This window comes from Bradyrhizobium betae (genome assembly GCF_050632175.1).
Taxonomy (GTDB): Bacteria; Pseudomonadota; Alphaproteobacteria; order Rhizobiales; family Xanthobacteraceae; genus Bradyrhizobium; species Bradyrhizobium betae_B.
Window position 1 is genome coordinate 3,060,419 of sequence record NZ_CP192576.1, and the last position, 20,450, is coordinate 3,080,868.

At 62.9% G+C, this 20,450-nt stretch carries 14 protein-coding genes, 1 tRNA gene and 1 pseudogene; 2 read left to right on the plus strand and 14 right to left on the minus strand.

Features of this window, described 5'->3' with window-relative positions:
• Window positions 1-101 precede the first annotated feature (101 nt).
• Complete coding sequence (locus ACQ86E_RS14800) at window positions 102-311, plus strand: hypothetical protein (protein WP_431205990.1); 210 nt, start codon at window positions 102-104, stop codon at window positions 309-311.
• A 317-nt stretch (window positions 312-628) separates the two neighbouring features.
• Here ACQ86E_RS14800 and ACQ86E_RS14805 read toward each other — a convergent pair whose 3' ends face one another.
• From ACQ86E_RS14805 to ACQ86E_RS14865, 13 genes and pseudogenes are all read right to left on the minus strand, one after another.
• Window positions 629-2,062, minus strand: a complete 1,434-nt coding sequence (locus tag ACQ86E_RS14805) for a hypothetical protein (protein ID WP_431205991.1) — start codon at window positions 2,060-2,062, stop codon at window positions 629-631.
• 209 nt (window positions 2,063-2,271) lie between these two features.
• Window positions 2,272-3,195, minus strand: coding sequence for a tyrosine-type recombinase/integrase (locus ACQ86E_RS14810; protein WP_431205992.1), 924 nt, complete (start codon window positions 3,193-3,195; stop codon window positions 2,272-2,274).
• Window positions 3,196-3,455: 260 nt separating this feature from the next.
• Window positions 3,456-3,532: transfer RNA gene (locus ACQ86E_RS14815), tRNA-Arg, on the minus strand.
• A 58-nt stretch (window positions 3,533-3,590) separates the two neighbouring features.
• Window positions 3,591-4,646 (minus strand): sensor domain-containing diguanylate cyclase, encoded by a 1,056-nt coding sequence (locus tag ACQ86E_RS14820; protein ID WP_431205993.1) that lies wholly within the window; start codon window positions 4,644-4,646, stop codon window positions 3,591-3,593.
• A gap of 1 nt (window position 4,647) precedes the next feature.
• A pseudogene (locus ACQ86E_RS14825) lies at window positions 4,648-7,726 on the minus strand (bifunctional diguanylate cyclase/phosphodiesterase).
• A 206-nt stretch (window positions 7,727-7,932) separates the two neighbouring features.
• The gene (locus tag ACQ86E_RS14830) at window positions 7,933-9,018 is read right to left on the minus strand and encodes a branched-chain amino acid ABC transporter permease (protein WP_431205994.1); all 1,086 of its coding nucleotides are present in this window, start codon (window positions 9,016-9,018) and stop codon (window positions 7,933-7,935) included.
• Window positions 9,015-10,025, minus strand: coding sequence for a branched-chain amino acid ABC transporter permease (locus ACQ86E_RS14835; RefSeq protein ID WP_431205995.1), 1,011 nt, complete (start codon window positions 10,023-10,025; stop codon window positions 9,015-9,017). The genes ACQ86E_RS14830 and ACQ86E_RS14835 overlap by 4 nt, the downstream gene beginning before the upstream one ends.
• The gene (locus ACQ86E_RS14840; RefSeq protein ID WP_431205996.1) at window positions 10,022-10,744 is read right to left on the minus strand and encodes an ABC transporter ATP-binding protein; all 723 of its coding nucleotides are present in this window, start codon (window positions 10,742-10,744) and stop codon (window positions 10,022-10,024) included. The genes ACQ86E_RS14835 and ACQ86E_RS14840 overlap by 4 nt, the downstream gene beginning before the upstream one ends.
• Window positions 10,741-11,529 carry an ABC transporter ATP-binding protein gene (locus tag ACQ86E_RS14845; protein ID WP_431205997.1) on the minus strand — a complete coding sequence of 263 codons (789 nt, stop codon included), beginning with the start codon at window positions 11,527-11,529 and terminating at the stop codon, window positions 10,741-10,743. The genes ACQ86E_RS14840 and ACQ86E_RS14845 overlap by 4 nt, the downstream gene beginning before the upstream one ends.
• 192 nt (window positions 11,530-11,721) lie before the next feature.
• Complete coding sequence (locus ACQ86E_RS14850; protein ID WP_431205998.1) at window positions 11,722-12,906, minus strand: substrate-binding domain-containing protein; 1,185 nt, start codon at window positions 12,904-12,906, stop codon at window positions 11,722-11,724.
• A gap of 330 nt (window positions 12,907-13,236) precedes the next feature.
• Window positions 13,237-14,676, minus strand: coding sequence for a sigma-54 interaction domain-containing protein (locus ACQ86E_RS14855; RefSeq protein ID WP_431205999.1), 1,440 nt, complete (start codon window positions 14,674-14,676; stop codon window positions 13,237-13,239).
• A gap of 242 nt (window positions 14,677-14,918) precedes the next feature.
• Entirely contained in the window at window positions 14,919-16,655 is a 1,737-nt protein-coding gene (locus tag ACQ86E_RS14860; protein WP_431206000.1) for a putative bifunctional diguanylate cyclase/phosphodiesterase, read from the minus strand.
• A gap of 219 nt (window positions 16,656-16,874) precedes the next feature.
• Window positions 16,875-17,840 (minus strand): sensor histidine kinase, encoded by a 966-nt coding sequence (locus ACQ86E_RS14865; protein WP_431206001.1) that lies wholly within the window; start codon window positions 17,838-17,840, stop codon window positions 16,875-16,877.
• Between the two features lie 194 nt (window positions 17,841-18,034).
• On the opposite strand from ACQ86E_RS14865, the gene ACQ86E_RS14870 reads away from it, so the two are divergent.
• Complete coding sequence (locus ACQ86E_RS14870) at window positions 18,035-18,874, plus strand: SDR family NAD(P)-dependent oxidoreductase (protein WP_431206002.1); 840 nt, start codon at window positions 18,035-18,037, stop codon at window positions 18,872-18,874.
• 138 nt (window positions 18,875-19,012) lie between these two features.
• On the opposite strand, the gene ACQ86E_RS14875 is transcribed toward ACQ86E_RS14870, so the two are convergent.
• Window positions 19,013-20,386, minus strand: coding sequence for a cytochrome P450 (locus tag ACQ86E_RS14875; protein ID WP_431206003.1), 1,374 nt, complete (start codon window positions 20,384-20,386; stop codon window positions 19,013-19,015).
• Window positions 20,387-20,450: the final 64 nt, after the last annotated feature.

Sequence of the window (20,450 nt, forward strand, 5' to 3'; positions counted from 1 at the left end):
GATGGTTGCTTCAGCTGTGACTTCGCCGTGACCGTCAATCTCAGGCTTGTGAGTGGCGAGCCTGGGCACGCAGTCCTATATCGAGGTGCGGAGGACAGCCGATGCAATACAGCTCCGAGTTCATTCAGACCATGCGCCAGGCACTCGAGACCGTGATGGCGAGCGTGCCAGCCGATCAATCGGTGTTCGGTCTGAAAGCCGCCGTAGCCGAATGCATCTTGAGGGCTGCCGCACACGGCCAGACATCATATGACGGACTGGTGACGTCCGCCTCCGACCAGATCCAGCAGATCATTGCGATGCTGACGTAGCCTTTTCCTCCAGGGAGGGCAGACGCCAGGAATCCGAGCGCGTGAAGCATCGACCGTTAGCGGTCGCGCGACGGGCGGGAGTTGATTGGGAAGACCTCGCCGAAAGGTGGCGCACCCGACACGATTCGAACGTGTGACCTTTGCCTTCGGAGGATGCCGAGCATGGCAGATGCTTTGAAAATTCTCGCCTTTTTCCATCTAACTAGGCGAAATGTCCGTTGAACACGTCGGGATAGCGCGGACTATCCGCGGACAACTACCTTGCGTTCCAGCTCTCTCAAGGGTGAGAAAGATACAACACTCGCCGTACGAGAGAATCAGGTCAGGAGTTCCCGATATTTGCGGTGCAAAAACTCGGCGATCTGCTTGTCTTGAAGTTGAGACTTTGCCGTGAGCATCGCAACCATGTCAGCGTCCGTAAGAACGATAATGTATCCTCGGGAGCGCGATGCGGCGTCCAAGCAGCGGTTTTTGACTGCCTTGTAGTCGTCAATGCTACGGCAAGTTATAATACCGAAGCGACCGCGGTTGTCATCGAAGCGACCGAGAAGCTGGTCAAATTCTGGGTTTGCTAGGTCGCTTGAATAGTTCTTGCATTCGACGATCACCAAGTTGGCGTTGAGCTTTGGATCGTCGCGCCTTTGCGCGAAGAAGCCGACGCTCGCGTTATTTGTAAAAACAATGTCGATGCGCTTCCGGCCGTCATTCACCTCCCACTCCTTTTGCGGAAGTATTAGGTCCGGATAAAAGAGCGCTGTCAGTGCACCCATTGTTAGCCGATGATAAGCATCAGCATGTTTGGCGCCCGTAGGCACCTTTGCGAATTGCTCTGCCAGCCTAGCGCAGGCAGTAGTAAGGGTCGGAATATCCTCACGGTCGTCAAATGTTGAGAGGCTTCGTTCCTTCCTAGCAATGTCTTTGTATAGTGCGAGCAATTCGGGATGCGATTTCACGACGTCCGCAATGAACGACTTTGATTTAGGGTGTTTCTTCCGCACATCGCTCTTGTAAACTTTGGGTTCTCCACTCTTCAACACATGGACCAGAGAGCTGCTCGCCCGCAGGTTTTCAGCGATTAGATAGTCCGTTATCTGCTTGTTGTAAAACTCTTGACTGTCGAGCGACAATTTCCTTCTGACAATATACTTGGGCACTAGGAGAACGGGAGTAGATTTTATGAATGGAAGTTGGACGTATTTTGAGATCCAGTTCTTTCTTTTAGCATCCCACAGCGAGGGCCCAGAATACTGCTGCGTGGGAATGTCATAAAGTTCGCATTGCTTTTGGGTGTAGTCGACTAGCTGCTCACGAATAATATTCGTCGTTAAGTCGGAAATCTTATCTCGATCGATTCCTTCAACGTAGAGAGCCATTTCCGACAAGTCTGCTAACAAGCCTGTTTTGTAGGCCTTGCTTGTGGCAATCGCTCTGATCAACTGTCTGGATTGGCCGGGCCCAACTCCACGACCTGCGGGATTTCCGCTTGATACACCTAGAAAAGTCTCTTGTGGTTCGGTCAGATGAGACATCAGGTTGATCGCCCGTGGAATGTCCTTGCTACGAATTGCGTTCAAAACCTCCTTGAAGAACACTCGGATCAGCTCGGATGCAGTGGCAGCCCAAACGTCGTTTTGTATCTCGATCGCATACGGATCGACGTAAACGGGAGTGTCAAAAGTGTTGCTTACGTCCACAAAGTCGAGCTCATGCTGAGTTAAGCTCAAAGAAAAATGTTTGGAGAAGCGTGGCATATTCCTCGCCCTGAATTAGAAATTTATATCTTGCAACGATAGGTGGAGGGGCGTGTCGCGCGCAATGTAGAAAGACGTATAATCAACGAGAAATTTGATGGATCGCTGCGCTTACGCCCAAACTTAAGTATTAGGGGCTCGACAGTCACGAAGTTCGCGTCGGTGAACGCCAACGGATTTAGCGCCGCTGTGCTTAGACACGCGTGAGTCTATCTGAGGGCTTCGGATGCGCTTCGTAGGAAGTCAGGGTGGTGGTGCCCGTAAACGCGTTCGAGTGTCTCGCGGCTCATCCCGAGATAGCCCGAGGCGTCCCAGGTAGGGACCCCTCTTTGCATTAGCCAAGTTGCGCAAGTGTGCCGGAGGGTGTGTGGCGTGACATCTTTCAGGCCCGCACGTCGACAAGCTGAGCTAAAGCCGCGCTTAATATCCTTTAAGCGCTGGCCGTTCTCGTGGACGACATAACCAAGATCTGTGCCTCGTTCCCGCGCACGCCTCAGTCCACGAAGCAAAGTCGGCGGAATGGGGACGCGGGCACGACGCTTGTTTGTCCTCCGCGCGCCCGGCGTGTTGAAATCAATAAGGCCAGCATGCAGGTCGACCTGCGCCCACCGCAGAGATAGGATCGCTTCCTTCCGTTGCCCGGTGTAAAGACCGATCAATATGAACAAGGGAAGATGCAGCCGAACCCCGGGCTCGTTCATTGAAGCCTTGTAGAGGGCAAGCGCCTCAGCTTGCGTGAGCCAACGGTCGCGTCCTTGCGGAGTCTCTGGGAGCCGTACAGACACTACCCGCGTGAGACGGCCCTCTCGGAATGCGTGATTGATCGCGGCGCGGAGGACACCCAACTCACGCCGCACAGTTCCTGCCGATCGTCCACGATGTTGTTCGAAGCGGCGGCAGGTCTCACGTGAGATGTCTACTGCTGTTCGTCCCTGCCAGAATTCTACGAGCGGCTTTACCGCTGAAGCAATTCTCCACGGGGCAGCGGTCTCGGGGGCGTGCTCTCGTGCGTAGTCGGCGAGGATGTTGCTCAACGCCCATCCGGCCGGCCAACTCCTCTTGCGAGATGCCAGCTTCGATCCGCGCCTTTCTGATATTGGCACCAACAATCTTCCGCACGTCCATGCCGGCATGCGAAGGCAATCCCAGATTGTTTGCGGAGGCGCAAACTGAGCCAGAACTCACGGCCATTTGCAGGAAGCTGCAAGCGTTCCATGCTGCATACCCGCTGGCGAAAGACGTTCAGGATATAACGCGGGAAGCGGTCCGCTTCATGCGGTCGGAACTGGAGCATCGCTCCAAGGGAAACAACTGATGAACAGAATACGCGGACAAACCGCGGACATGCTGCTTACTAAATCTCTCAGGAGGTGTGCTAAGGCATTGAAAGTTATGGCGCACCCGACACGATTCGAACGTGTGACCTTTGCCTTCGGAGGGCAACGCTCTATCCAGCTGAGCTACGGGTGCTAGTCGAGCCTCATTTAGCCGATTGGCGGGGGCGGGCAACTGCTTCCCGCCGCATCGATCATGCGGATTTGCGCCCCAAACGGCCAGGAACCGGCTCGCTGTCCCGGCCGAGGCCTGCAAATTCGGCGAGCAGCCGCTCGGCGCAGATGACGCGGTTGCGGCCGAGCCGTTTGGCCGCATAGAGCGCCTCGTCGGCCGAGCCCAGCAGCCGGTCGGGGCTGGCGTCGGCTTCGCCGGGAAGCCGGCTGGCGACACCGACGCTGAGGGTGACGTGGTCGCCGGCGCCCTCGGCACCATGGGCGATCGCCAGGGCCATCACGGCGCGGCGGATCTCGTCGGCGATCGCGCAGGCGGCATCGCAATCCATGTCTGGCAGGATCAGCGCGAACTCCTCGCCGCCATAGCGGCTGGCGATGTCGAGCGGGCGCACGGCATGGCGGCTGACGACGGCGGCGACCGCGCGCAGGCATTCGTCGCCGCTCTGGTGGCCGTGGCGGTCGTTGAACTGCTTGAAATGATCGACGTCGACGAACAGCAGCGCCATCGGCTTCTGCGTCCGCTGGGCGCGGGCCCATTCCGCCTGCAGCATCTCGTCGAAGGAGCGGCGGTTCGACAGGCCGGTCAGCCCGTCCTTGGTGGCGAGCTCCTTCAGCGCGCTCTCGGCACGCTTCTGGTCGGTGAGGTCGCGCAGCGTCTCCACCACCGCGATCAGATGGCCGGCTTCGTCGTGGATCGGGCCGGCGTCGATGGCGAGATAGAGCTGGCTGCCGAGCTTCGGCATCACGCACCAGTTTTCGGCGGAAAAGCCGAGGCCGTTATGGCCGCGCGCGGCATATTCCGAATAAAACTCCGGCAGTTGCTCGGGGCGGTCGAGCGCGACGAGGTCGGCGAGGCACGGGCGCTTGGTCTCATAGAAGGCCTGCCAGTGTTTCGTGGTGCCGATCACCTCGGCGGCGGCGACACCGGTCAGCCGCTCGCAGGCCCTGTTCCAGATCACGACGCGGCGTCTGGGATCGATCACGAAGGTCGGCACCACCAGATGCTGCATCAGCCGCACGGCATAGGAATCGGCGACGTCGACGGGGCCGGCTGGATCTTTGCCCGGCTTCGCCATCTCAGGCCACCGCCGCGATGGGCCGGGCATCGCCCGGGCTGAACAGCTTGCGCACGTCGGCCGCCGGCTTCGGCTTGCTGAACAGATAGCCCTGCATCTCGGTGCAACCGAGCGAGCGCAGCATCTCGCGCTGCGCCTCGGTCTCGACGCCTTCGGCGACCGTGGTCATGTTGCTGGCGGCGGCAATGTTCACCACGGCCTGCACGATCACGGGCGCGCCGCTCGCTTCCGCGATGTCGACGACGAAGCAGCGGTCGATCTTGATCTTGTCGAACGGGAAGCGCTTCAGATAACTCAGCGAGGAATAGCCGGTGCCGAAATCGTCGAGCGCGATGCGCACGCCGATCGCGCGGAGCTGATGCAGGATCGAAAGCGCGGCCTCGTCGTCGCGGATCAGCACGGCCTCGGTGATCTCGAGCTCGAGCCGGCGCGGGTCGAGCCCGGAGGCGGCGAGGGCGCCGGCGATCCGCAGCGCCAGCGTGTCGCATTTGAGCTGCACCGGCGAGACGTTGACCGCGATCCGCACATGCGCCGGCCAGGTCGCGGCCTCGTTGCAGGCCATGCGCAGCACCCAGTCGCCGAGCTCGTTGATCAGGCCGGTGTCCTCGGCGATCGGGATGAACTCGGCCGGCGAGACCCAGCCGCGTTCGGGATGACGCCAGCGCAGCAGCGCCTCGCAGCCCGAGACCTCGTTGGTGCGCAGATCGACCAGCGGCTGATAGTGAATCTCGAAGCCGCCATTCACCAGGGCCTGGCGCAGGTCCTGCTCCATGGTCAGGCGTGCCTTGGCGCTCGCGTCCATCGCCGGCTCGAAGAAGCGATGGGTGCGGCGGCCCGAACCCTTGGCGCCGTACATGGCGAGGTCGGCGTTCTTGATGAGCTGGTCGAGGTCGGTGCCGTCCTGCGGCGCCAGCGCGATGCCGATGCTGGCATCGGTGGAGAGCTGGTGGCCGAGGCAGTGATAGGGCTGGCGGATCGCCTCGTAGATACGCGTCACGAACGACAGCACGTCCGCAGCGGACCGGATTCCCGTCTGAATCACCGCGAATTCGTCGCCGCCGAGCCGCGCGATCAGGTCGCCCTTCTTGAGGCAGCCGCGCAGCCGGGTCGCGATCGCCTTCAGCAGATCGTCGCCGACGTGGTGGCCGAGCAGAATCGTTGATGCCCTTGAATTCGTCGACGTCGATGTAGAGCAGCGCGAACTGACCGCCGCCGGCGACCTTGGCGAGCTCGGCTTCGATCTGTTCGCGGAACAGCGTGCGGTTCGGCAGGTCGGTCAGCGCATCGTAATGCGCCATATGCGCGATCTTCTCGTCGGCACGTCGCCGCTCGGTGACGTCATCGATGACATGGATGAGATAGCGCGGCTCGCCGGCTTCATCGCGAATGCCGATCCGGGTCGACGTGATGTAGCGCAGCCCCGTGCCCGGCATCTGCCAGGCGTGTTCGTCCTTGAACAATCCCACGGCCGATTTCAGCGCATTGCTGTCGTCTTCGGTGATGCGGGCGGCGGGCGCCTCGGGGAAAATGTCGAAAGCGGTCTTGCCCACGACGTCCTGACGAGACTTGCCGAACAGCTGTTCGGCGACGCAATTGAGCAGCAAGTATTGCCGCGTCCGGGCGTCCTTCACCGTGATCTGGGAGGGGATGTGATCGATGATCTCGCGCAGGAATGTGTAGTTGCGGTCGCGCTCCTGCTCGAGATTGCGGCGCTCGGTGATGTCCTCGATAGTGGCGACCCAGCCGCCCTGAGCCAGCGGCGTGTTGATGACCTGGAAGGCGCGGCCATTGGGCAGCTCATGGATCCTGGTCGAAACCTTGCCTTCGGCGACCACCCGCATCACATCGGCGCAGAACGCCTCGACGTTGCCGCGGAATGCTCCGCGCTCCTTGCGGTGATACATGGCCTCGTGAATGTGGCAGCCGGGCTTGATGACGTCCGTGGACAGGCCGAACATGTCGGCGTAGCGGCGGTTGCAGGTGACGATATAGCCGGCGGCGTCGTACAGGATCAAACCCTGCGACATGTTGTTCAGGGCGGTGTCCAGGCGCTGCCGCTCCGCCTCGATCCGCTCATGGGCCTCCCGGTTCTGCCGGCGGATCTGGCGAATGATCAGGAAGAGGATCAGCGCGATCACCGCAGCCAAACCCGTCGCCGTGGTGACCATGAAGCCGGTCTGGTGGCGCCAGTCGGCAAGCGCGGCGCTCGCGGTGTTGGTCGCGACGATGATCAGCGGGAAATGCGACAGCGACGCCGCCGAGCCGAGGCGTTCCTCGCCGTTGATCGGGCCCTTGACGCGCAGCGTATGCCGGCCGCCTTCGGCCAGCATCTTGCGCATCAGCGGCGCGTCCTTGAAATTCCTGCCGATCAGCTCTTCGACATGCGGATAACGCGCCAGCATCTTGCCTTCGCGATCGAACAGCGAGATGGCCGCGCCCTCGGCTAATGCGACCGAGGCGAAATAGCGTTGATAGCTATCGGGATCGATCCGGCGGACCAGCACGCCGAGGAACGTGCCGTCCGGCATGGTGAGCCGGCGCGCGACGATGGTCGTCCATTTTCCGATGATGAAGCTTCGCACGGATTCCAGCAGCACCGGCTCCGATGCCGGATTTGACTTGAAGGTCTGGAAATAGGTGCGCGACGAGACGTTGATCGCGGGCAGCGGCTGGGCGCGCGACCAGTTGATGATGTCGCCGTCCGCGTCGTAGATCACGATGTCGCCGAGGTAGGAGACCGCGCTGATCTTGCCGCGCAGCATCTGGTTGGCGGCGGGTCCGGACATCCGTTCGCGGAACATCGCGGGCGAGGTGATCTCCGGCAGGTTCATCTGCCCGATCAGGTCGGCGGCGACGACGTCGGAATCCTCGAACTGTTGATCGAAGTGCCGCGCGATCAGCTGTACGGTGTTTGCCAGCTCGCGCTCGCGGTTGGTCAGCGTGCGCTCGCGAAAATCGCCGATGGCCATGGCGGTCACAGCGAAGATGCCCGCGACCAGCAACACGCCGCACAGGGTGAGCCAGAGCACCGGGCCGCGCCGCGTCGCTGCCTCCCAGCCGCTTCGAGCGGCTAGAGACATTCCGGCTGCAATCCTTGCAGAGACCTGGCGCATTCCCCTCCCTGAGGGAACACGAATACACCGCACAAATGGCGCAAACCTTAGCAAAGCCAGTTACCTAAGGATTAATCCGGTTGCGCGGTCAGGCACGCATACCGCGAGGCGGGAATCGCCTCGCGGTTGTGCGAAGCCAGCAACAACCGCTGCGCTGCATCGTTAATTGCCGCTTAATGCGAGGCGCCCGCGCCCTTGTCGCCACCGCCGCTGCGCAGCCGTCCGACCACGCCGGTCGGGAAGAAATAGACGCTGGCGATGAACAGCAGTCCGAGCCACAGCAACCAGCGGTCGGGATGGAGCAGCCCCGGCAGCAGCGGCAGCCCGGCCTCCGACGCCGCCTTGGATGCGACACCCATCAGCGACTGCAGGTAGTTCTGGGCGAGGATGAAGATCGTGGCGCCGATGATGGCGCCGTAGATCGTGCCCATGCCTCCGATCACGACCATCAGCAGGATGTCGAGCATGATCGAGAAGCTGAGCGATGTGTCGGGGCCTGCATAGCGCAGCCACAGCGCGTTCAAAATGCCGGCGCCGGCGGCGACCAGTGCGGCCAGGCAGTTGGCGTAGGTGAGATGGAACACGGTGCGGAAGCCGAGCGCCTCTGCGCGAAAGCGATTCTCGCGGATCGCCTGCAGCACGCGCCCGAACGGCGAGTTCACCACACGGAGCAGGGCGAGGATCATCAGGGCCGAGACTGCGAACACCAGGTAGAAGGTCAGGATGCGGCCGTTGATCTCGAAGCCGAACAGGCTTTTGGAAATCAGCACCGTTCCGGGACGAAGCAATTCGGGCAGCTGAAAGCTGCGCCCGTCCTCGCCGCCGGTCAGCCAGGATAGCTGCGAGGCCAGCACCTGGAAGGCGGAAGCAACTGCGAGCGTAATCATGGCAAAGAAGATTGCGGCGACGCGCAACGAGAACAGGCCGATGGCGAGCGCGAGCAAGGCCGCCAGCGGCAGGCCGACGACGATGCCGGTAGCGACCGCGGCCCAGTTCGGACCCATCCCGTACAGCGCGATCGCGATGGCGTAGCTGCCGATGCCGTAGAACATGGTGTGGGCGAACGACACCGAGCCGGTGTAGCCGAGCAGCAAATCGTAGGACGCGACCAGCGCGGCGAAGACGCAGATCTTGGCGGCGACATTCAGCGCCTTGGCGCCGGGGAACAGGAACGGCGTCAACGCCAGCGCCAGGATGATGACGACGAGAACGAGCGTGAGAACGCGGCTGCGCGGCGGATCGCCTGACAGGATCATCATCGGCTGGTCACCGCATAGAGGCCGCGCGGCCGCCACATCAGAATGGCGACCATCAGCAGGATGTTGGAGACGAGGGCGAGTTTCGGCACCAGGAAGCCACCATAATTGGCGACCATCGCGACCAGAATCGCGCCGATGAAGCAGCCGCCGATCGACCCGAGGCCGCCGATGATGACGACGACGAAGATCAACACCGTCAGCTCGTCGCTCATGGAGGCATGGACCTGCTCGCGATAGAGCGCCCACATCACGCCGCCGAGGCCGGCCAGCGCCGATCCGGTCATGAACACGCCGAGGAACAGCCGGCGGATGCGGTAGCCGAGCGCCTCGACCATCTCGCGGTTCTCGACGCCGGCGCGGATCAGAAGGCCGAGCTTGGTGCGGTTGAGTACGAGCTGGATCGCGATGAACACGGCGAGCCCGATCAGCGTCGCCAGCACGCGATATTTGGCGATCGCGACGTCGCCGAGGATGAACGAGCCGCGCAGCGAGGTCGGCAGCGGCATCGGGATGATCTGCGGCCCCCACAGCGCATAGAGCGTCTGCTCGGCGACGATCAGCCCGCCGGTCGTCATCAGGATCTGCTTGAGGTGCTGGCCATAGACGGGAAGAATCAGCACGCGCTCCACCACGAGGCCGAGTGCGCCGGACACCGCCATCGACAGCAGGGCCGCGGGCGCCAGCACCGCGAGGTTGATCCAGAGCGAGTCGGCCTGGATGGAGGCCGCGAACGGCGCCAGCACCAGCGTCGCGACATAGGCGCCGACGGCGATGAAGGCGCCGTGGCCGAAATTGAGCACGTCCATCAGGCCGAACACCAGCGTCAGGCCGGAGGCCATGATGAAGATCATCATGCCCATCGCGAGGCTCGCCGCGGTCAAGGTCAGCCATGTGCTCGGCGAGCCGATCAGCGGAATCATCGCGAGCGCCAGCGCGATCGGCAGCAGGACCGGTGCGAGATCGCGCTTCGGCTTCGGCAGCGGATCGGTTGCAGCAAGTTCAGTCACTGATGCGCCTCCAGGCTCAGGCCGAGCAGCCGCTCCTGCAGCGGCACGTCGGCCGCCAGCGCCGCCATCTCGCCGCGATGGACGATGGTGCCGTTGTCCATCACCAGCACGTTGTCGCCGAGCTCGCGGGCGGCAAAGAAATTCTGTTCGACCAGCAGGATCGTCGCGCCCTTGCGCTTGATCTCCTTCAGGCATTCGATCAGCGACACGATGATCGCCGGCGCGAGTCCCTTGGTCGGCTCGTCGATCAACAGCAGCTTGCGCGGCTCGATGATGGCGCGTGCTATGGACAACATTTGTTTTTGCCCACCCGAGAGGCTGCCCGCGCGCGACAGCCAGAACCGGCGCAACGCCGGGAAGAAGCCGAAAATCCATTCCAGCTGCTTGTCGTCGAGCGGCCCGTCGCGCGCCGCCAGCACGAGGTTTTCTTTCACCGTGAGGTCGGAGAACACCGCCATGCTCTCCGGCACATAGCCGACGCCGAGCCGGGCGATGTCGGGCGTGGCGCGGCTCTCGATACGCTCGGCGGCGAGGCTGATTTCGCCGGAGGAGGCCTGCCAGAGGCCCATGATGGTGCGCAGCGTCGTGGTCTTGCCGGCACCGTTGCGGCCGAGCAGCATCGTGGTCTGCCCCTGCGGCACCGCAAGGTCGATGCCCTGGAGGATGTGGTAGCGGCCAATATGGGTGTGGACGCCGGAGAGTTTCAACAGGTCGCTCATGCCGCGCTCCCTGCAACGTTCTCCGTCGCCTTCTTGGGTGCGACGCCGAGATAGGCTTCCTGCACGATCGGCGAGGCGATCACCTCGGCCGGCGGGCCATCCGCAACGAGCTGCCCGTTATGCAGCACGATGATGCGGTCGGCGAGCGAGCGCACCACGTCCATCTTGTGCTCGACGAGCAGGATGATCTTGCTCTGGTCCTGCTTGAGCTGCGCGATCAGGTTGAGCACGACCGGCACCTCGTCGATGCTCATGCCGGCGGTCGGTTCGTCGAACATGAACACTTTCGGCTCCAGCGCGATCATCAGCGCGACCTCGAGCTTGCGCTGGTCGCCGTGCGACAGCGCGGTCGCGGCGACGCCGCGGCGGCCACCGAGTGCGACTTGGTCGAGGATGGCGTCGGCGCGGGCGATCAGATCGCGGCGGACCATCCAGGGCCGCAGCATGTCGTAATGGGTGCCATCGGCCGCCTGCACCGCGAGGCGGACATTCTCTTCCACGCTCAGGTTCGGGAAGAGGTTCGTCAGCTGGAATGCGCGGCCAAGCCCGGCACGCGTGCGCATCGGCGCGGATTGCTGGGTGATGTCGGTGCCGTCAAACAGGATGCTGCCGCTGCTCGCGCGAAGCTGGCCCGAGATCAGATTGAAATAAGTGGTCTTGCCGGCGCCGTTCGGCCCCACGATGGCGGTGAGTTCGCCCGGGCGGAACGTACAGGTGACGTTGTTGACCGCGACATGCCCGCCGAAGCGGATGGTGAGGTCGCGGGTTTCGAGAGTCAGCGTCATGAGCAGTCCGGCGAGTGATAAGGGCGAGACGTATCCACGGTCACGCTGCGCCCCTCCCCCGCTTGCGGGGGAGGGTCGGGGAGAGGGTGTCACCGCGCCGAAGATTCCCCAAGAGGATGGAGCCCTCTCCCGGCCTCTCCCGCAAGCGGGAGAGGTGAAGCAAGAGGGCCGCGCGGGAGAGGCGAAGACAGATCAGCGCTTGTTCTTGACCGGAACGTCCATGTCCTCGATCTTCAGCTCGCGCACCGGCTCGAGCACGGCCCAGGCGACGTTCGGATCGACCTTGACCTTGAAGTGATACATGCTCTGGAGCGCCTGATGGTCTTCCTTGCGGAATACCATCTTGCCCTTCGGCGTGTCGAACTCCATTCCTTCCATGGCGGTGATCAGCTTCTCGGTGTCGGTCGACTTCGCCTTGGTGACGGCGGCGACGACGGACATCGCGGCGGCAAAGCCACCGGCGGTGAAGAAGTCCGGCGGCGCCTTGAAGCGCTTCTGGTGCTCGGCGACGAGCCAGTCGTTCACCGGGTTCTTCGGGATGTCGTAGTAATAATAGGTCGCGCCTTCCATGCCCGGCAGGCCCTTGTAGGCCGCCAGCGCTGGCAGGATGTTGCCGCCGGTCGACAGCTCGATGCCATAGCGCTTCGGATCCATGTCCTGGAGCTTGGCCAGCGGATTGCCGGCGCCGGCCCAGATCACCCAGATCACTTTGCGGCCGGGCTTGTCCTTCAGCGCGTCGAAGAGGCGCTGGCCGACCGCGGTGAAGTCGGTGGTCGAGGTCGGAGCATATTCTTCTGCGGCGAGCGTCGCGCCGGTCTTGGCGAGCGCTTCCTTGAAGGCGGCGACGCCGTCGCGGCCGAAGGCGTAGTCCTGCGCCAGGGTCGCCACGGTGACGCCTTGCTTGCCGATCGCGACCGCGTTCGAGATCGCATCCTGCGACGAATTGCGACCGGTGCGGAAGATGTAGCGATTCCACTTCTCGCCGGTAATCTGGTCCGCGACGGCGGGTTCGACGATCAGGATCTTCTTGTTCTCCTCGGCGACGGGGAGAATCGCGAGCGCTGCGGCCGACGAAGTCGTGCCGATCGCGATGTCGGCCTTGTCGTCCTGATAGGCTTCGGCGAGCGCGGCCTTGGAGAGGTCCGGCTTGCCCTGGTCGTCCTTGGTGATGATGACGATCTTGCGGCCGTCGAGCATCATCGTGCCCTTGGTGGCGTATTCAAAGCCCATCTGCAGGCCGGTTTCGGTCTGCTTGGCGTAAGCCTCGAGCGGGCCGGTCTTGCCGTAGATCAGCGCGACCTTGAGGTCGTCGGCTCGGGCGGAGGCGGTCGCGGCCAAGCCGAGGATGGCTGCCGTGAGAATGAGCGATCGACGCACGATGGGTTCCTCCTTGAATGAGCTGCCTTGATCACAGCGATTTGCACACATGTGCATACATTGCAATTCCACCTTCCGGCAGAGCCTGCATGAGGGGCATGTGACAATCTCTTGACATGTGGGCGTCGCGACGTTCGCGATGACTTGACGCCGCCACGTCGTGCATCAGCCCATGCGTTTCCTCTGGCCGCCTACAGCAAGCCCTGCGCCAGATGCGGAGCTTTGCGTTGGAATGGCTGAAAATGCGGCAGAAGCGCTGACGATGCCAAAGACAAGGCCGGCATCGTGTTGTCGGGAATCCGAGACTCCAGACACGGATTGTCTCGAAACTCAGACAGGCGGCGATCCGGTCGCCAGCCCGAACTTGGCGAGTTTCTTGTAGAAGGTCGCGCGCGAGATCCGCAGCATGCGCGCGGCTTCCGTGATCTGGCCATGGCTGGCGGCCAGCGCATGTTCGAGCGTCTGCTTCTCGAACTCGGCCTCCGCTTCGGCGTAGGGGAGGACCGAGCCGGTCATCCGCGGCACCGGCGCTGCGTCGATGTTTGCGCTGACCGGCAGGATGTGAACGAAATCGTCGCCTGTCAGGCGTCCGGTATCGCTCAGGATCAGCGCGCGCTCCAGGATGTTGCGGAGCTCGCGGACATTGCCGGGCCAATCGTAGCGCGCGAGCGCCGAAAGCCCGCTTGGCGTGATCCTGGCGTTGACGAAATCGCCGGAGGCGCTGATGTCCTCGATCAGCCGCGCGCAGATGTCAGGCAGATCGTCGATGCATTTTCGCAAGGGAGGAAGATCGATCGAGAGCACGTTGAGACGGTAATAGAGATCGGCGCGGAAGGCGCCGTCGCTGACGCGCTTGCGTAGGTCCACATTGGTTGCGGCGATGACGCGCAAATCGACCTTGGTGATCTTGTCCGAGCCGAGCGGTTCGATCTCGCGCTCCTGCAAGACGCGCAGGAGCTTGGCCTGCAACTGCAGCGGCATCTCGCCGATCTCGTCGAGGAACAGCGTGCCGCCGTCGGCGATCCGGAATTTGCCCTCGCGTCCCCTGCGGTCGGCGCCGGTATAGGCGCCCGGTGCGGCGCCGAAGAATTCGGATTCGATCAGCGTCTCCGGGATCGCCGCGACGTTGACGCTGACGAACGGTTTCTCCGCGCGCGAGGACGCATTGTGGATCGCCTGGGCCAGCAGCTCCTTGCCGGTGCCGGTCTCGCCGGTGAGCAGCACGGTCACGCTCTGCCGCGCCGCGCGTTTGGCAAATTCCTTCGCTTGGGCGATCGCCGGTGTCGTGCCGACGAAATCGGCAAGGGTGAAGCGTGCCGCACGGGCGTGCGACAATTGCCGCCGTGCCAGCCGCAGATCGCTCTCGAGCCGGGTGACACGCGCGAGCAGCGGCTTCAGGCTCTCGATGTGGTCGTAAAGCACGAAGCCGATTGCGCCGATGACGTTGCGCTCCTCGTCCTCGATCGGCATGCGGGTGACCACGAGCTGCTCGCCGCCGAGCTCCATGATGTCGAGCAGGATCGGCTCGCCGCTCTCGGCGACATTCCGCATCAGGCTGTTCGGGATGATTTCTTCGATCGGCCGTCCGATCGCTTCCGCTGTCTGCTTCAGGCCGAGCGACGCCAGATATTTCTCGTTGACGTAGATCACCCGCCCGCCGCGATCGATCGCAATCGCGCCCTCGCACAAATGCTCCAGCCGCTCGAACAGCGTCACCATCGCCCGTGCGCGGACGTAGGCGGGATCGCTGACGGAGGGGGCAGAGGGCATGGCGTACCTCGGGGAAGTCCGCCTGTATTAGCAAAAGGGCAGCAATTTCAAAGGGAGAAATGGGGATGGGTGCACGTACAGTTACCCTGAGGTGCGCGCTCTTGCTAGCCTCGAAGGATGAACGGCCCCGATCCTCCCGGGCGGTTACCAGCCGGGCCGTCGTCCTTCGAGGGCCGCCGAAGAGGCGGCCACCTCAGGATGACGGAACGATCAGCGCTCATCGCACGATCCGGAAACGCGCACTACCGCCGATACCCGTTCGCCCGTGAATAACCCTGGCGGTTCTGCTGCAACGGGCGGCTGGCGACGCTGCCCCGTGCCTCGCTGGAGGCGGGCGTTGCGAGCTTCAGCTCCTCCAGGAAGATCGGCCGGGCGAAATAATAGCCCTGCGCGTAGCGGATCTTGGTCGCGGCCTGCAGATAGGCGAGTTCTTCGTAGGATTCGAGCCCTTCGGCGATCACCGTCATGCCGAGCGCCTCGCTCAGGGATTCGATCGCGCGCAAGATGCCCTGGCTGCGCGGACGCTTATGGATGTCGGTGATGAAGGAGCGGTCGATCTTGATTTCGTCGGCGGTGATGTCGGCGAGCGCAGACAGCGACGAATAGCCGGTGCCGAAATCGTCGATGGAGATGCCGATGCCGAGTTTGCGGAACATCGGTAGGATTTCCGACTGGAAATGGCTCTTGGCGACGAAGGCGTCTTCCGTCACCTCGATCATGAAACGCTGGGGAAAGCCGGTCTCCTCCAGCGACTGTGCAAAATTGCGCATGAATTCGAGGTTGCAGGCCTGCTTGGCGGCGACGTTGATGCTGATGGTCGCTTCCGCGCCAAACGTGTCGTTGATCAGGTCGATCGACTTGACGATCTCGGCGAGAACGAGATGAGTGAGCTCGTCGATCAGCCCGAGCTCGACCGCAAGGTTGATGAACGATCCCGGCGCCTGGATCACGCCTTCGTCGTCGCGCAATCGCACCAGGGCCTCGATGCCCTTCACCGACTGCGTCCTGATGTCCACCTTGGACTGGAACGCGCAGCAGAAGCGTTTTTCCAGGATGGCGAGCCGCAGCGACTGCTCGATCTTCATCCGCGCCAGCGCCTCGCGCTCCATGCTGGAATCGAAGAAGGCCGCCGATCCCTTGCCACCGTTCTTGATGCGGTACATCGCGATGTCGGCGTTCTGGCGCAGCGTCTCGAAGCTGCGGCCATGATCGGGATAAAGGCTGATGCCGACCGAGGTGGAGGCGAAGACTTCCGAATTGTCGATGAAGAACGGCGCGGTCAGCCGCTCCAGCGTCGATTGCATGAACTCGGCGACCTCCTCCTGGCTCCGGATCGGGGAGAGCAGCAGCAGGAATTCGTCGCCGGAGATGCGTGACAGCATGTCGGAATCGCGCAAGTCGCGTCCGAGCCGCTTCGACAGCTCGACCAGCAGCGCATCGCCAACGGTGTGGCCGTAATAGTCGTTGATGTGCTTGAAATTGTCGACGTCGAGAAAGGCGAGCGCGAAGCGTTCAGTCGTGCTCTCGCGCGCCAGCAAACTGTTCGCGTGATGCTCGATCACGCGCCGCGAGGGCAGGCCGGTCAGCTCGTCGAAATAGGCCGAGCGGAACAGCTGGTCCTCGAAGTTCTTCTGCTCGGTGATATCAGAGGAGGCCGAGATCAGGAGCTCGCGTCCGGCAAGGCGGACCGGACGATGTGTGGTCAGCAGCACCTGGCGCGCGGCGCCGTCGTGAAGTGCTTCCTCGGTGACGACGGCCTGGCCGGCGGTCAGTGCACGCTGGCATGCTTCCCGGCGCTGCGCGAGATCGGGTGAGGGGCGGCTGCCGTCCATGCCGAGCTGGGCGGCCGCGACATCGTTAACCAGCAGAAGCTCGCCTTGCGCGTCCTGCACGGTCAGGCCGGCCGGCAGCATTCTAACGATTTCCTTGAGAAATCCGAGTTCGGCTTCGCTCGCGCCGGAGTATCTGTTGTCGTTCATAGAAGTCATGAATCTTGTTGTTTCAGCGCGCCTTTGCAATGGACGCGATCTTGCGCGGTTCCCTCTTAGGTTTGGTTAAGGGGTCCGGAGAAATACGAGGGTGTTTCGGGGGAAACTTGCGGCGATGCGACGCGTGCCCCCGATCGTCATTAACAGAGGGTCAACGCCGATTGCGAAACCGCGAGCGGAGCGCGCGGTCCGCTTTCGCTTGTGCCGGGTCTAGCCGCTTGGCGGGATGCGGCATTGCATGATGCAATGCAGGCCGGTCGCCAGATACGAGACCTCGGTCTTGCCGTCGAAGGCCGATAGCGCGGACTTCAGTAATTTGGTGCCGAAGCCCGGCGCCGACACCTTGCCGATGCTCGGGCCTTCGGTTTCGTCCCAGGTAACGGTCAGACGGTCGCCGCTGACGGTCCATGACACCTGCAACAATCCGCGCGGCGAGGAGAACGCGCCATATTTGCCGGCGTTGGTGGCGAGCTCGTGAAACATCAGTGAAAGCGTGACCGCGAGCTTCGGCGGCAGGAACAGGCGGTCGCCATTGAGAGTGAAGCGGACATGGCCGTAAGGCCCGAGCTCCGCGATCAACAGGTCGCGGATGTCGCAGCCCGCTTTGTCGATCCGCGAGATCAAATCGTCGGTCGTGGCCAGAGAACGCAGCCGGGGATCGATCCGGGCCCAGACCTGCGGTTCGTCATGCAGCACCTGATGCAGTACGGCATGCACCGTCGATAGCTTGTTCTTCAGCCGATGCTGAAGCTCGTCGACCAATAGCTTGCGATAGTCCTCTTCCTCGATCAGGCGCCTGGAAATCCGCCGCTGCTCCGTCAGCATCGTGCGATAGTGCTCGACGCCCCAGATGGTGAGGGCGCAGACGCACCAATACAGCGACAACAGGGTGAACCGGGACCGATCGGCAAAAACATCGCCGAAATTGACGACGACGCCGAGCACACCGCCGATCAGCGCGGTGATGATGCCGATTCGCAGGCCGCCGAACGCCGCAGCGAAGAACACGGCCGGGAAGTACGGGATGAAGTAGACGTCGGGGCGCACCTGCGCCAGACCCCAGCGTACCAGCGTCGCGACCAGCAGGCAGGCGACAGCGAACGCAATGCTCAGGCCGAGCGAAGGCGGTGTATCACCCTGCCAACCCTTGCGGAATTCATCGATCAGCTTCTGCATGCGCCGCCCGGTTGCCAGATGCGCTCGAAAATCGAGAGGTGGACGAGGATGTTACGCATCTCGCATGCGCAAGCAAAGCTTGCCTTGTCGATAGCTGGCAGGAATAGTGAGCGTCGCGACCCCGACTGTCGCAGCGCCGTCATCGGTCGGTGTCGGCCATTTGGCATCAAATCGTTCAAGAGCAGGGAGATTCCATGGGCAGGCTTGACGGCAAGGTTGCGGTGATCACGGGCGCGACGAGCGGGATCGGATTGCGCACTGCGGAAGTCTTCGTTGCCGAAGGTGCCAAAATTGTGATCGCGGGGCGGCGTATACCGGAGGGTGAGGCGCTGGCGAAGCAGCTCGGGGCCAACTGCCTCTTTCGCCAGACCGATGTGACGGTCGAGCCGCAGATGCAGGCGCTGATCGCGCTCGCAGTGGACAAGTTCGGCCGGATCGACTGCCTCTTCAACAATGCCGGCGGTCCGGCGCAGACCGGCGGAATCGAAGGTCTCGAGGTCGAGCGCTTCGACGCAGCGATGGCGACGCTGGTGCGTAGCGTCATGCTCGGGATGAAGCACGCGGCGCCCTTCATGAAGAAGCAGGGGGCGGGCAGCATCATCAACAACGGCAGCATTGCCGGCCGACTCGCCGGCTTTTCCTCGTCCTTGGTCTACGGCGCGGCCAAGGCAGCGGTGATCCATCTCACCAAATGCGTGGCGATGGAGCTCGGCGAGTCCAACGTGCGCGTCAATTCGATCTCCCCCGGTGCGATCGCGACCGGCATTTTCGGCAAGGCGCTGGGCTTGTCGACGGAAGCGGCCGAGAAGACGCCGGCGGTGATGCGCGACGTCTACAAGACCGCTCAGCCGATCCCGCGCGCCGGCATTCCCGACGACATCGCCCATGCCGCGGTGTTCCTGGCGAGCGACGAATCCGGCTTCATCAACGGCCACGACCTCGTCATCGACGGCGCCATCACCGGCGGCCGCAACTGGAGCCAGCAGCAGCAGGGCCTGGCGGCCTTGCGCAGCGCGTTCGATCAGGGGGCGTAGAGGCGAAGAGGGATGCCGTAGGGTGGGTTAGACGGCGTCTGCGCGAAGCGCAGGCGCTGGCGTAACCCACCACCTCTGTCACCACGGAGATTAAAGAGGTGGGTTACGCTTCGCTGACCCACCCTACGAGATCGGTGGTCACACCGCCTTCATCCTTACCCTCAGCCCATCCCGCGGCTTCGGGATCGGCCACATCTGCCAGTCCGGTTTGTAGCCCGGCTCCAGCGACACCTCGATGTTCTGCAGGAAGTGCCGCGCGAAGCACTTGGCCTGCATGTAGGCGAAGTGCAGGCCGAGGCACATATGCGCGCCGCCGCCGAACGGCACCCAGGCGAAACGGTGGCGGTTGCGCTGGGCTTCCTCGGTGAAGCGCAAGGGATCGAAGCGATCGGGCTCCGGCCAGATCTCCTTCATGTGGTGCGTATAGAGCGGATTGACGCCGACCGCGGTGCCGGCGGGAATCGTGAATCCCCGGAAGGTGAAGTCGCGCATCGCGCGGCGCGGCATCGAGGGCACCGGCGGCTTGATCCGCAGCGCCTCCTTGAACGCCATCTCCGACAGCGGCATTTTTTCGAGATCGTCAAAACTGCTCGGCGCACCGGGAGCAAGCCCGAGTGCAAGAACCTCCGCCCGCAGTCTGTCCTGCCAGTCCGGATTGGCGGCGAGCTCGCCGACGAAGGTGGTCAGCGACGAGGTCAGCGTGTCGTGCGCCGCCATCATCAGGAAACTCATGTGGTCGATGATGTCCTGCTCGGACAGCAGGGCCCCATCCTCATGGGTGGCGCGGCAGAGCTGCGAGAACAGATCGTCGCCGCCATGATTGCCGCGCCGCAGCGGAATCTGCTGGCGGAAATAGGCGACGATGCGCTTGCGGCCCGCCACGCCGCGCGCCATCTGCGTGCCCGGCAGAGGGCGGCGCATCGGCGCGACGGCGGCGGCCACCATGTCGACGAAGGCGCGGTTGATCTCGTCGACCTCCGGCCCGATGTCCGCGCCGAGGAACGATGCCGCGGCAAGATCGAGCGTGAGCTGCTTCATCGCCGGATAAAGCTGCATCTCGCCGGGGTTCGCCTTCCATTGCGCGACCCGTGCGGCGATGCCCCTGTCGAGATCGGACAGATAGGATTTCATCGGCCCGGACTTGAACGCGACCGACAGCGCCTTGCGATGCAGCCGGTGCTCGTCGAAATCGAGCAGCATCAAGCCGCGCGGAAACAGCAGCCCGAGCACCTTGTTCCAGCCATGGGTCGAGGAGAACAGCTTCTGCTGGTCGAACATCACGAGCTCGTTGGCCTCGGGCCCGAGCAGCACGACATTGGTCTCGCCAAAAACATGGGTGCGATAGACCGGGCCGTATTTGGCACCGTTCGCCTCGATGTGCCCCTTGGGATCGGCGAGCACCTGAAAGGTCTTGCCGATGACCGGCCAGCCTTCGTCGCCGGGGATGTGCGTCAGCGCGTTGCGCTTGGGGGCGGTGAACGGAAGCGCAGGGGCGACATTCTGCATCGACATGACGATTGCTCCGGTTGGCGGACCGACAGAAATCGCGAGACCGCGGCATTAATACGGCCTGCGC